We start from the raw sequence: 12473 nt of genomic DNA, 5'->3' as shown, positions 1-12473 counted from the left end.
CGAACCCTTATCGTCAAGGGCGTGATCAGGGGTGGGCGGTTCGTGTGCGTATGGGTTGTCGTAGTTGCCGCGTTGGTCGGTGGGTGCAGCCCCGCCAAGGTTCCGACGGGAGGCACCGCGCCGCAAACGCAGAACCCGACGCAACCGGGGACGTCGGCCCCCGGAGATGCGGTTCGCTATCTCGCGATGGGAGACTCGCTGACCCAGGGTATCGGTGCAACCGACCTGGAGACCGGCACCTTTCCGGCGTTGCTCGCCGCGAAGTGGACTTCCGACGGGTGCCAGGTCGAACTGAAGAACGTCGGCATCAGCGGCTACACGGCAGGTCAGATCCTGGCCGAGCAGGTGCCGGCCGTCGCGGAATTCCAGCCCACCCTGATCACCTTTCAAGGCGGCGGGAACGACATCGTCAACGGGGTCACGGAGGACGAATACCGCAAGAACGTCAGCGCGGTGCTCGACGCGGCGAAGAACAGCGGCGCCCGCGTCGTCGTGTTCGCACAGAACGAATGGTTCCGGTCACCGGAAGGGCTCAACTACGGGACCGAGGCCGAACTGTCCGCCAAGCGCGATGCCCTCGACAAGATCCTGATCGACGAGGCCAAGTCCCACGGTGCCCAGTTCGTCGACCTGCGGCCGCTCTACAAGCAGCAAGCCGATCAATCGCTGTGGGTCGAGGACGGAATCCATCCGACACCGGCGGCCTATGAGGCGTGGGCGACCGAGATGGCCACCGCCGTTCCCGCTCCCTGCAAGTAACCCTAGTCGATGGCGCGGAGCAGCGATTTCGCAGCTCAGCCACTCTTCGGTTACCCTGGTGCGGTTGCCGACGCAGGCGACCCTCCTGCCGCGTCACCGAACCGCGGCCGCAAACGACCATAGGAGGTGATGAGGTTTCCATGCGTCCATACGAAGTAATGGTCATTCTGGACCCCACTCTTGACGAACGCACCGTGGCGCCCTCGCTCGAGACGTTCCTGAACGTCATCCGCAAGGACGGCGGCAAGGTCGACAAGGTCGACATCTGGGGTCGCCGCCGGCTGGCATACGAGATCCTCAAGCACACCGAGGGCATCTACGCGGTGGTGGATGTCACCGCCAAGCCGGAGACGGTGTCAGAGCTCGATCGTCAATTGAGCCTGAACGAGTCGGTGCTGCGCACTAAGGTTCTGCGCACCGACAAGCACTAGACGTCTCAAGGCCGTCAGTGCCGCTGCGTAGGCTCGCTTGCGCGAAGAGTCAACCAAACTGCCCAGGAGGATCTCGTGGCTGGTGACACCACGATCACCGTCGTCGGAAACCTGACCGCCGACCCCGAACTGCGGTTCACCCCATCGGGTGCCGCAGTCGCCAACTTCACCGTCGCGTCCACGCCGCGCATCTATGACCGCCAAAGCGGGGAATGGAAAGACGGGGAGGCGCTGTTTCTTCGGTGCAACATCTGGCGGGAGGCCGCCGAGAATGTCGCCGAAAGCCTGACCCGAGGCTCGCGGGTGATCGTCACCGGGCGGCTCAAGCAGCGCTCCTTCGAGACCCGCGAGGGTGAGAAGCGCACCGTGTTCGAAGTCGAGGTCGACGAGATCGGGCCGTCGTTGCGTTACGCCACGGCGAAGGTGAACAAGGCCAGCCGCGGCGGCGGCGGCGGTGGATTCGGCGGGGGCGGCGGCGGTGGTGGCGGTGGTTCGCGGCCAGCGGCCAGCGACAAGCCCGCCGACGACCCGTGGGGCAGCGCCCCCGCGTCCGGCTCCTTTGCCGGCGGCGCGGCCGACGACGAGCCACCCTTCTGACAACCCCATAGCAATCGAGAAAGAGAAAGACCATGGCGAAGTCCAACAAGCGACGCCCCGCGCCCGAAAAGCCGGTGAAGACGCGCAAGTGCGTGTTCTGCTCCAAGAAGGGCCAGGCGATCGACTACAAGGACACAGCACTTCTGCGCACGTACATCAGTGAGCGCGGAAAGATCCGCGCCCGCCGGGTGACGGGCAACTGTGTGCAGCACCAGCGCGACATCGCGATCGCGGTGAAGAACGCGCGCGAGGTTGCGCTGTTGCCGTTCACGTCCTCGAGCCGTTAAGGAACAGGAACGACGATGAAGCTCATTCTCACCGCCGAGGTGGAGCACCTCGGGACCGCGGGCGATCTCGTGGAGGTCAAGGACGGCTACGGCCGCAATTTCCTGCTGCCGCGCGGCCTGGCGATCGTCGCCACCCGCGGCGCGGAGCGGCAGGCGGACGAAATCCGCCGTGCGAGGGACGCGAAGACCGTGCGTGGCCGCGAACATGCCGATGAGTTGAAGACCGCTGTCGAAGGCCTCGGCGCTGTGTCGTTGCCGGTGCGCACCGCGGGCGACACGGGCAAGCTGTTCGGCTCGGTGACCGCGGCCGACGTCGTGACGGCGATCAAGAAGGCCGGCGGCCCCAACCTGGACAAGCGGACTCTGCAGCTGCCCAAGGGGCACATCAAGTCCGTCGGCAGCTACGTCGTGGCCCTGAATCTGCACCCCGAGGTGGAGGCCACCGTCGAGTTGGCCGTCGTCGCCGAGTAGTAGCGGCGGCGTTACTGGCCGCCTTGGCGCGGGACGAACCGGCTGTGCGGCTGCTGCGGCTGCTGGATGACCGTCTGAGTGACCGTCTCGGTGGGTGGTGCGATGGTCGACGAGTCGGTCGGCGGCGTAACGGTCACGGTGCTGGGCGGAGGCGCGTCTGACGGTGGCGGGGCAGCCGCAGTCTCCGTCTGCGTCACCGTCTGAGGATCCTGCGTGACGACGTTCGGTGCGCCGCCGTAGCTGTGGTGCGGAGGTGCATCTTGTGCGCTGGGGGCGGCTGACGGACTGGGTTGCGACGTCGCCGGAGCACTGGGGGGAGTGCTCGTCGACGCCGGTTTCGTCGACGAATGCAGACCGAGAGTCATCACCGCATACACCGCCCCAGCAATCGCAAGAACTGTGACTGCACCACCTGCGACGAGCGGCCAGACCCGGCGGTGCAGGTCTGGTGGCGGCGGTGGCGTCGCGCCCGGGCGTGGGTATTGAGCGACCCGAGTCGGCTCGGAGTAGTAGTCGTTATCGTCGTAATACTGTGGCACAGCGGGACGGTAACAACGGCATCTGGCAAGTCGATGTCAGCCTGCACAAAAAGTACTGGTACAGAATGACTTTGGCGGACAGTCAACTCTCAGGATGTGGATCTGATTCCGCTGTAAGTGATTTCATCCGCCCGGCGAAGATGCTGGCCAGCGGCGTCGCGACGATGGTGAGAAGCGCTCCCAGCATCAACGCAGACGGTTCACCGGTTTCCAGCAGGTGAGTCTGCGTTCCGATCGTCGCTGCGGCTACCGGCACGCCGAGTTGCGCAGCGGCCAGGATGCTGAGCGGCCACGGCTGTCTGAGCGCCGAGCCGACCATGTGCGCGAGAATCGCACCGGCGCCGAGTGCAACGCCGAGCAGGATCAGCCGCGGGTGCGCGCCGAGGTCGCGCACCTGCAGCGACGCGCCGAGCCAGACGAAAAACAGCGGGCCGAAAAGGCCTTCGGTGATGCCGAAGAGTTGGCGGGCGAGTCGTCGGGGGGTGCCGGTCGCGGCCATGGCGAGGCCAAACGCGAAGCCGGCCAACATGATCGACACATGCATGTAGACGGCGAGCGTCGCGAGTGCGAACAGGATCGCCAAGTTGGTCCGCAGTTCAAGTGCCAAGCCGCGCTTCGCCGAATACCTGTGCATTCGTCGTCGCCAGCCGCTTCGGTCCCCGGCTCGCAGGATAAAGACCGTCACCACCGCACAGGCCGCCACGGCAGCCGCCCCAAGCGCCGCACGACCTGCCTGACTAGGGTTGATCATCAAGGGCAGCAAGACAATACACGCCGTATCGGCGACGGCGATCTGAGCGGTCAACGAAAGCACGGGGGTACCTGTGAGCCCGAGCCCGTCAAGCACCGGCAAGGCGAGCGCGGCTGACGACGAGGCCATGAGGACCGCGTAGAGCGGGCCGTGGCTGATTCCGAACAGCGCGGCGGTGCCGAATCCGAGACCGGTGGCGACAGCGCCCACCACGACTGCCCGGGCCAGGGCCCACGGAAGCGCGGACCGCAGTGCGCTGTTGTGGACCGGGACGTGGGTGCCGACCACGAACATCACGAGGGCGAAACCGACGTTCGCCAACAGGGTAAAGGTTGAATTCGCGGGGTCGATGAGGCGAAAACCGGTGTTGCCCAGCGCGACACCGATCAGCAATTCGCCGACGACTACAGGCACCCGCGCGCCAGGGATAGCGGCGAGCAGCGGCCCGGCTAGGCCGGCAAGAACCAGCAGCGTCAGGGTGCCGAAACCGAAGCCCGACATGTCAGGCGGTCCCTACTGCCAAGACACCAGGCGGCAGGGGATGTCGGTGTTCTCGTCGGTCGCGTAGCTGGCGCAGACCCGGTGGTACCCGTCGGCGATCTCGAGGGCTGTTCCACGGCGGGCGGCACCGCGGACCAACAGGATCGGTGACAGTTTCTTGCCCGCGGCGATCTTGGCGAGATCGTCCCGCACATGGACATTGGACTGCGGCAACAGGGCCAACCGGGCAGCGCGGAGGATGTCTTTGGCCTTGCGGTACAACGGCTTTGCGTCACGCAGAGCTGTGACGGTCTTGTGCACCTCATCCGGTTCGGCGAGCATGCTCAGATAGTCGGCCGCGGCGGCGTAGTCGTGGTCTTCGGGTTCGTCGAGCCAGGTGACCGCCATTGCCACACCTTAGGCGCCGCGAAATGCCGGTTGGCCCGGAACCAGCGGGCTGATCGAATCGACGGCCAGGCAAATAACTAGCAGTCATCAATAAGGTCACGATCCGGGCGTATGCGCAGGCTTTGCCGGTACCGGCGGTCTGAAAAGGACCGTTGCTATCAGGCCTGGCGAACTGTTGGCCGCAGTGCCGAGGGCCCCAATCTCACCTGTTGTTAACCTTTATCTCAACCGGCTGAAACACAACACGCCCGAGACCGCAACCCGGAGAGACACGCCGAAGCGATTTCAATCCACAGTCCCCACCAGCTCTAAACATGCATTCAGCAGGGAATATGTGGATAAGGATGGCGATCATCCACAGCTTGTCCACACCACGTCAACACGGCTGGCCGGGCTTATCCACACTCGATCCACACCTCTGTTAACAGCACCCTTTTGCGTTGCTGCCAGCAACGTCTACCGTCGGACCGTCCGAGGGGAACTCGGCGCGTCGGGACGGCCAGGTGTCGGGTGCTTGCCTTACTGTCGAGACAGCTGAGGCGAACGTACGTTCGGGAGGAGGTGGGGCGCCGGATGGCCGTCGTGGACGATCTCGGTCATTCCGGCTTGGATGCCGCACCGAGCGAGGACTTCGGTCGGCAGCCTCCCCAGGACGTTGTCGCTGAGCAGTCGGTGCTGGGCGGGATGCTGCTCAGCAAGGACGCGATCGCCGACGTGGTGGAGCGCCTGCGGCCGGGCGATTTCTACCGGCCTGCACATCAGAGCATTTACGACGTCGTCGTGGACTTGTCCACGCGCGGGGAGCCGGCCGACCCGGTGACCGTGTCAGCCGAGCTGGATCGTCGTGGCCTGTTGCGGCGCATCGGTGGCGCACCGTATCTGCACACCCTGATCTCGACGGTCCCGACCGCGGCGAACGCGGGTTACTACGCGGGCATCGTCGCGGAGAAGGCGTTGTTGCGCCGGCTTGTGGAGGCGGGCACCCGGGTGGTGCAGTACGGTTACGCCGGCGCCGACGGCTCCGACGTCGCAGATGTCGTGGATCGCGCGCAGGCCGAAATCTATGACGTCACCGACAGGCGGCTGTCGGAAGACTTTGTGCCGCTTGAGCAATTGCTGCAGCCGACGATGGACGAGATCGACGCGATCGCATCCAGCGGCGGCAAGGCCAGCGGGGTGCCAACGGGCTTCAACGATCTCGACGACCTGACGAACGGTTTGCATGCGGGTCAGATGGTGATCGTGGCCGGGAGACCTGGATCTGGGAAATCGACGCTCGGACTTGACTTCCTGCGGTCGTGTTCGATCAAAAACCGGATGGCAAGCGTCATGTTCTCACTCGAAATGAGCAAGTCGGAGATCGTGATGCGCCTGCTGTCGGCGGAGGCGAAGATCAAGCTGTCCGACATGCGCGCGGGCCGGATGACTGACGACGACTGGCGGCGCCTGGCACGGCGGATGAGCGAAATCAGCGAAGCGCCAATGTATATTGACGATTCGCCGAACCTGACCTTGATGGAGATTCGCGCGAAGGCGCGGCGGCTGCGGCAGAAGGCGGAGCTGAAGCTGATCGTCGTCGACTATCTGCAACTGATGACGTCGGGCAAGAGGTTCGAATCCAGGCAGCAAGAGGTGTCGGAGTTCTCGAGAAACCTGAAGCTGTTGGCCAAGGAGCTCGAGGTGCCGGTGGTGGCGCTCAGCCAGCTGAACCGCAGCCCGGAGCAGCGCACGGACAAGAAGCCGATGCTGTCTGACCTTCGCGAGTCGGGCTCGCTGGAACAGGACGCCGACATCGTCGTTCTAGTGCACCGGCCGGACCTGTTCGATCAGGAGAACGAAGAGCGGCTCGGTGAGGCGGATTTGATTGTCGCCAAACACCGTAACGGCCAGACGAAGACGGTCACGGTCGCCCATCAGCTGCACTACTCGCGCTTCACGAACATGGCGAAGTGAGCGGGCACACCTGTAGGTTCTCAAATTAGATGTCCATTTCTCAAGTGACTTGGCCAACGTTTGGCCAATTGGACACTTCAAATGAGAATCGCGATCCTTGTATTGTGGTGCGGAGAAGTCCACCTCTTTGCACCATCGCGGCCACGTAGGTCCCCCGGCCACGCCGCGGGCGCCACCAACTCTTCATCGCACCGATCGTTGCCGTAGCCGACCTCTAGGGTGAAACAGACGTTTCCGAAAGTGCTGTGAGGGCGGTGTTTGTTGCCGTCGTTGAACGCTCGCAGTATCCGGCGCTTGAAATCTGATCGCGGGTGGGCGGCGGTGACGGCGCGAAGCGCCTCTGGGGACAGCGCCTCACGCCGGCGATACTGTCGACGGCAGCGGTAGACATGTGCACTCCAGGAATCAGCGATGTATCGGGTTGTGTGCGCCCAGTTTTGGGATTCGGCACGGCGACAACAGTGGTGCCGCCGCAGTCCCGCTTTGGGCACGGCCCACATTTGCGCCCCTTAGAGCGGCCGACGTGGTGTGATCAAGGCTTACTTTCGTTTGTCATCGTCACAGCTACGATCGGCGATGTCGCTACCGCTGCCATGCAACCGACAATCCTGCTGGCTGCAATCTGCCGCGGGGATTGGGCGGGCTGGACGCGCCCTGGGCCACGGGAGACCGAGATGTCTTGTCCAATAAGACTTTGTACGATCTTTCGGCACCGTCGTCAAAATGCCGTGTTTGTCATTGGTGGTGGAGCGTCGATCAGCTCGAGTCGTGCCGGCGTTCGGGCAGCCGCTCCCGTTGGCGTGGGCACACGGTTCATCTACGACGGCGAGATCGTCGCCATCGTCGAAATGTTCCCGGACAAACGAGGAAACGAGGTACTCGTGGCCGATCGTGCCGAAAGCGACGATTTTGGATACGCTGCTTGAGCTCTGTAACCCCTGGCGGGCAATGTTCATTGCTGACGACGATTGCCCACGCGGTGACGATCCAGGTGATGTCGCGTCGGTCGCACTATCGAATCTCGATGAGGCACTCGGCAAGGTGCTCATCACCGTTTCGAAATGAGTGCGTGCTCTAGGCGGCTTGCGAAGCGAGTTCTCCATGCGGGTCGATAACGAACTTTTTGGAAACACCGCTGTCGAACTCCGCGTAGCCGTGCGGCGCCTCGTCCAGGGTGATGACGGTGGCACCGACAGCCTTCGCGATCTGCACTCGGTCATGCAGGATGGCCTGCATCAGACCTCGGTGGTATTGCATGACCGGGCACTGCCCCGTGGCGAAGGACAGTGACTTGGCCCACCCAGTGCCCAGACTCAGCGACAGAGCACCGCGCTTGGCGGCGTCGTCGACACCGCCCGGATCACCCGTGACGTACAGGCCGGGAATGCCGATCCCGCCGCCCGCCGCGGTGATGTCCATCAACGAGTTCAACACCGTCGCGGGAGCATCACGACCTACGTCGGCGCCGTGCCCCTTGGCTTCGAAACCGACTGCGTCGACGGCGCAATCGACCTCCGGGACGCCGAGGATCTGCTCGATCTGGTCCTCAGGCGAACCCTTGGAGACGTCGACGGTCTCGCATCCGAAGGACCGCGCCTGCGCGAGACGCTCCTCGTTCATGTCGGCGACGATGACGACTGCGGCGCCGAGGAATTGTGCGCTGACGGCAGTAGCGAGGCCGACGGGGCCGGCGCCGGCGATGTAGACCGTGGAACCGGCTCCGACGCCGGCAGTGACGGCCCCGTGGAATCCGGTCGGGAAGATGTCGGTGAGCATCGTCAGATCGAGGATCTTCTCCATGCCCTGATCGGCGTCAGGAAATTTCAGCAGATTGAAGTCGGCGTAGGGCGCCATCACGTATTCGGCCTGGCCGCCGACCCAGCCGCCCATGTCGACGTATCCGTAAGCCGATCCGGGCCGGTCCGGATTGACGTTGAGACAGATGCCGGTCTTGCGTTCTTTACAGTTGACGCAGCGACCACAGGCAATGTTGAAGGGGACCGAGACCAGGTCGCCGACGGAGATGAATTCAACATCGCGGCCCACTTCGATCACTTCACCGGTGATCTCGTGGCCAAGGACCAGCCCCTCAGGGGCGGTTGTGCGTCCGCGAACCATGTGCTGATCGCTGCCGCAGATGTTGGTGCTGACAACTTTCAGGATGACGCCATGCTGGCATTGACGGCCGATGTTCGCCTTGGGGACACCCGGCCCGTCCTGGACCTCCAGCTTGGGGTATTGGATTTCCTGGACGGCGACCTTTCCGGGGCCCAGGTAGGTCACTGCTCGGTTTGACGTCATCGTCATCTCCCACTGTGGTGCGCACTGATCCCCTAGCCTCGCGCTTCGGAACATCAATTGTCGTTACCGCCAACCCCAATTGGGGCCTGCTACTGACGGGTAGGACCGATTCCAGCTAGCGGGGGGGGGCATGCATGGGTGGCAGCGGCGACGACACGGGCCCACTCGTGCGCAATCCTCGATCTCACCCCAGCTGGGCCGACCCTTGCTGCCCTAACCGCCCATTGCCATTGAAAGACGTTGATGAGTTGGTCACTTAATTCTCGCGAATTGCCTTGGCCAACGCCGTCGGCAGCGGCATTCAGCCCTTGTGGGCGATACCGTTAACGTCTTGTGCGGCTCAGTTGTCTTGTCGTTCAGGCTTAACTGCAGCAGGCTCGCAGGGTGACAGCCAACGGAACGCTTCGCCGGGTGGCGATCAGCATTCCAACTAGACACCATGCGGGACAGGGCTCACATGCCGTCGAGCGGAATCCTGGCCTCCAGCGACGTTCCCCTTCCGGCTGGGCTCTTGATGCGCATCCGCCCGCCGAGGGCCTCGACCCGGTCTGCGAGCCCGACGAGCCCTGAGCCGTTGCCGATGTCGGCACCCCCGATTCCGTCGTCGTGAATCGACAGCCAGAGCGTGCGATCCTTCGTTTGCCCGGATACGACCACTTGGGTCGCACGAGAGTGCTTGGCGGCGTTGGTCAGTGCTTCGGACACAACGTAATACACGCCGACTTCGACTGAGTCCTGTAGGCGTTGGTCAATCGTGAGGTCGAGGGTGACCGGGATGGCCGATCGGCGGGCCAGTGCCTTTAGCGCGGGACCGAGTCCTCCCTTCGACAGGATGGCGGGGTGAATCCCGCGTGAGATCTCTTGCAGATCTGCGGAGACACCGGTTAATCCGGACCCAATGTCCCCAAGCTGCTCTCCGAGCGCCTGTAGGCCGGGTGGCACTGACGCCTCTGCCAGTCGCACCTGCAGCCCTAGCGCGACCAGCCGTTGTTGGGCGCCGTCGTGCAGGTCGCGCTCCAGGCGGCGGCGACCTTCGTCGGCGGCCGCGACGATGCGGGCGCGTGAGGCGATCAGTTCGGCGCGGGTGGCGGCGTTCGCGATCGCGGTCGCGGTCAGATCGGCGAAGTCGCTCATGCGCGCCTCCGTGTCCGGTGACAACGGCTCAGGTCGTAACCAACCGAGCGCCACCATCCCCCATACCCGTTCGTCGACAATGATCGGGACTCCCACCGTGGAACATAGGCCAAATCTCCGTAGCCCTTCGGCGACGAAGCCGGGAGCATTCTGAAACTCGACGCCTTCTAAGCGTGCGGGCCGGCCGGAGTGAAACACCCTCGTCGCGATGTTGTCTCCGTCCAGTACGGGATAGCGTTCGCCGACAAGTGGTGCGCCCTTGATCGCGGGCGCGACGGCAGCCACGGCGACCACGGTCACCATGTCATCGTCAAAGGTGCTCACCGACGCGTTGCCGGCGTGCAGACAGCGGGCCATCTCGTCCGCGACCGCGGAGTACACCTCCGAGGGGGGCGTCCCGCGCGCCACCAGGGTTGCCACCCGCCGCAACGCGGCCTGCTGCTCGGCGAGCACACTCAGCTCGTCGCGGCTGGCCTGCAATTCCGCGCGGGTGGCGGCATTGGCGATTGCGGTCGCGACCAGATCGGCAAAGTCGGCTATGCGCTCCTCGGTATCTGGTGGGAGCGGCTCGGGTGCCGACGAGCCAACGATCGCCGCACCCCACACGGATCCGTCGACGATGATCGGGACTCCTACCGCCGAACGGATGCCGAGCTCACGAATGCGTGCCGCGTGGTCACCGGGAGCGTTGTCGTGGTTGTCCATCCGCGCGGTGCGGCCGGTGCGAAACACCCTGGCCGCGACGTTGTCGCCCGCCAACGGCAGGCGCAGGCCCTCGGGCAGCTTCCGCAGTCGGTTCTCGTGGCAGATGGCGTCGGGGATGCATGCGTCGGCGTCGTAATGGGATACCGTCGCATGGCTCACATGCACGCAGCGGGCCAACTCGTCGGCCACCGCTTCGAACACCTCCGACGGGCTGACCCCACGCGCTACCAACGTTGCGACCCGCCGCAACGCGGCCTGCTGCTCGGCGAGCACACTCAGCTCGTCGCGGCTGGCCTGCAACTCCGCGCGGGCGGCGGCATTGGCGATCGCGGTGGCCACCAGATCGGCGAAATCGGCGAGACGTGCCTCGGTGTCCGCGGGCAGGGGCTCGGGTCGCAATGAGGCGACCGCGGCAACCCCCCACAGGTGGCCGTCGACGATGATCGGCGCACCCACCGCCGCGCGGATGCCCAGCTCCCGTATCCGCGCCGCGGCAGAACCGGCCGCCTCGTCGAGGCTGTCCATCCGGGCGGGGCGGCCGGTATGCAACACCGTCGCCGCGACGTTGTCGCCCTCGAGCGCAAACCGCTCGCCCACCGGCATCTTCTTCGCACCCGGCTCGTCGGAGGCCGCAAGCAGGGTGGCCGCGCCATCGGGCTCGTAGCGCCACACCGACGCATGCTGCACACCGAGAACCCGGGCCAACTCCGCCGCCACGGCGGAGAACACCTCCGAGGGGCTGGCCCCGCGCGCGACCAGTGTCGCCACCCGCCGCAGCGCCGCCTGCACGTCCGCGAGCCGTCCCAGAGCCTCGCGTGACTCGGCATTCCCGATGGCGGTGGCGAGCAGCTCGGTGAAACTGGCCAGCCGCGCCTCGGTGCCCACGGGCAGCGGGTCGGGATTCTTGGTGAACGCCATCATCGCGCCCCACACGCGTCCCGCCACGACGATCGGGACTCCGACCGCCGAACGAATCCCTAGTCGACGGGCGGTGGCCGCCAGCTCACCGTCCAGCCGTGAATAGTCATCGATGCGGGCCGCCTCCCAGCTCGTCCGCACCCGTGCAAGCACGTTCGCACCGTCCGGTGACCATCGGTGGCCGGCGGGAAACGGCGCATCATCCGGGGGGAAGCTGGCGCACTCCGTTGCCGTGCCATCGACCTCGTAGCGTGCAACGATCAGGAACGGGAGGTTGACGACGCGGGCGACCTCCTCGGCGACCAGAGCGAACAAGTCACGAGGCTCCGCTTCCTCCGCAACCAGGGTCGCCACGCGGCGCAGAGCGCTCAACTCGGCATTGGCCATCCGGCGGTCGGTGACGTCGCGGGCCACCCCGTACACGACGCCCAATTCTGGCCGGCTGCTCGTGCTCCACTCGAACCACCGCACCGATCCGTCCACGCACACTTCGCGACACTCGAACCCGACGACGTCGTTACCGGCGGCGAGTGCCTCCAGAACCGTCTCCACCGACTCGACATCGTCGGGATAGACGTTATCCATGAACGGCCTGTCCAAAAGCTCCTCAAGGGTGTAGCCCAGGCTGCGGGCGAACGCCGGATTGGCACGCCTCAGGTAGCCATCGAAACCGGCGATGCAGAACGCATCGTGCGAGAGCTCGAAGAGCCCTACCAATTCGTCGTCGAACGACCGGCTC

Annotated in this window: 12 protein-coding genes and 1 pseudogene; 7 read left to right on the top strand and 6 right to left on the bottom strand. The window is 64.9% G+C overall.

Annotated features, from left to right (window positions below):
- Positions 1–21 precede the first annotated feature (21 nt).
- The 5 genes from QOH60_RS20285 to rplI all read left to right on the top strand — a co-directional run bounded on the left by QOH60_RS20285 (position 22) and on the right by rplI (position 2545).
- A complete protein-coding gene (locus tag QOH60_RS20285; protein ID WP_526423664.1) occupies positions 22–759 on the top strand; it encodes an SGNH/GDSL hydrolase family protein in 738 nt (245 codons plus the stop codon).
- 140 nt (positions 760–899) lie between these two features.
- Positions 900–1190, top strand: coding sequence for a 30S ribosomal protein S6 (gene rpsF, locus QOH60_RS20280; protein WP_526423663.1), 291 nt, complete (start codon positions 900–902; stop codon positions 1188–1190).
- A 75-nt stretch (positions 1191–1265) separates the two neighbouring features.
- Positions 1266–1787 carry a single-stranded DNA-binding protein gene (locus tag QOH60_RS20275; protein ID WP_526423662.1) on the top strand — a complete coding sequence of 174 codons (522 nt, stop codon included), beginning with the start codon at positions 1266–1268 and terminating at the stop codon, positions 1785–1787.
- 32 nt (positions 1788–1819) lie between these two features.
- Positions 1820–2074, top strand: a complete 255-nt coding sequence (gene rpsR, locus QOH60_RS20270) for a 30S ribosomal protein S18 (protein WP_526423661.1) — start codon at positions 1820–1822, stop codon at positions 2072–2074.
- A gap of 15 nt (positions 2075–2089) precedes the next feature.
- On the top strand, positions 2090–2545 hold the full coding sequence (gene rplI, locus QOH60_RS20265) for a 50S ribosomal protein L9 (RefSeq protein WP_526423660.1): 456 nt from the start codon (positions 2090–2092) through the stop codon (positions 2543–2545).
- Positions 2546–2556: 11 nt separating this feature from the next.
- On the opposite strand, the gene QOH60_RS20260 is transcribed toward rplI, so the two are convergent.
- The 3 genes from QOH60_RS20260 to QOH60_RS20250 form a co-directional block, all read right to left on the bottom strand.
- The gene (locus tag QOH60_RS20260; protein WP_526423659.1) at positions 2557–3084 is read right to left on the bottom strand and encodes a hypothetical protein; all 528 of its coding nucleotides are present in this window, start codon (positions 3082–3084) and stop codon (positions 2557–2559) included.
- A gap of 82 nt (positions 3085–3166) precedes the next feature.
- Positions 3167–4336: a cation:proton antiporter gene (locus QOH60_RS20255; RefSeq protein ID WP_526423658.1), complete on the bottom strand. Its 1170-nt coding sequence runs from the start codon at positions 4334–4336 to the stop codon at positions 3167–3169.
- Between the two features lie 12 nt (positions 4337–4348).
- Positions 4349–4723, bottom strand: coding sequence for a hypothetical protein (locus QOH60_RS20250; protein WP_526423657.1), 375 nt, complete (start codon positions 4721–4723; stop codon positions 4349–4351).
- A 573-nt stretch (positions 4724–5296) separates the two neighbouring features.
- Between QOH60_RS20250 and dnaB the strand changes: the two genes are divergently transcribed.
- Positions 5297–6676 (top strand): replicative DNA helicase, encoded by a 1380-nt coding sequence (gene dnaB, locus QOH60_RS20245; protein WP_526423656.1) that lies wholly within the window; start codon positions 5297–5299, stop codon positions 6674–6676.
- Between the two features lie 227 nt (positions 6677–6903).
- On the opposite strand, the pseudogene QOH60_RS20240 reads toward dnaB, so the two are convergent.
- Positions 6904–7035 (bottom strand): annotated as a pseudogene (locus QOH60_RS20240) (HD domain-containing protein); the annotation flags it as partial.
- A 532-nt stretch (positions 7036–7567) separates the two neighbouring features.
- Here QOH60_RS20240 and QOH60_RS20235 point away from each other — a divergent pair.
- Positions 7568–7741, top strand: coding sequence for a hypothetical protein (locus QOH60_RS20235; RefSeq protein ID WP_526423655.1), 174 nt, complete (start codon positions 7568–7570; stop codon positions 7739–7741).
- 9 nt (positions 7742–7750) lie between these two features.
- Here the strand turns inward: QOH60_RS20235 and fdhA are convergent, their stop codons facing one another.
- Positions 7751–8977, bottom strand: a complete 1227-nt coding sequence (gene fdhA / locus QOH60_RS20230) for a formaldehyde dehydrogenase, glutathione-independent (protein ID WP_526423654.1) — start codon at positions 8975–8977, stop codon at positions 7751–7753.
- Between the two features lie 453 nt (positions 8978–9430).
- A partial coding sequence (locus QOH60_RS20225) for a GAF domain-containing protein (RefSeq protein WP_526423653.1) occupies positions 9431–12473 on the bottom strand: 3043 nt, incomplete at its 5' end.

Origin of the sequence: Mycobacterium sp. (assembly GCF_032159765.1) — a bacterium.
In the GTDB taxonomy this organism is placed as follows: Bacteria; Actinomycetota; Actinomycetes; order Mycobacteriales; family Mycobacteriaceae; genus Mycobacterium.
The sequence above is the reverse complement of the archived record's forward strand: the minus strand, read 5'-3'. Positions and strand labels throughout refer to the sequence as shown.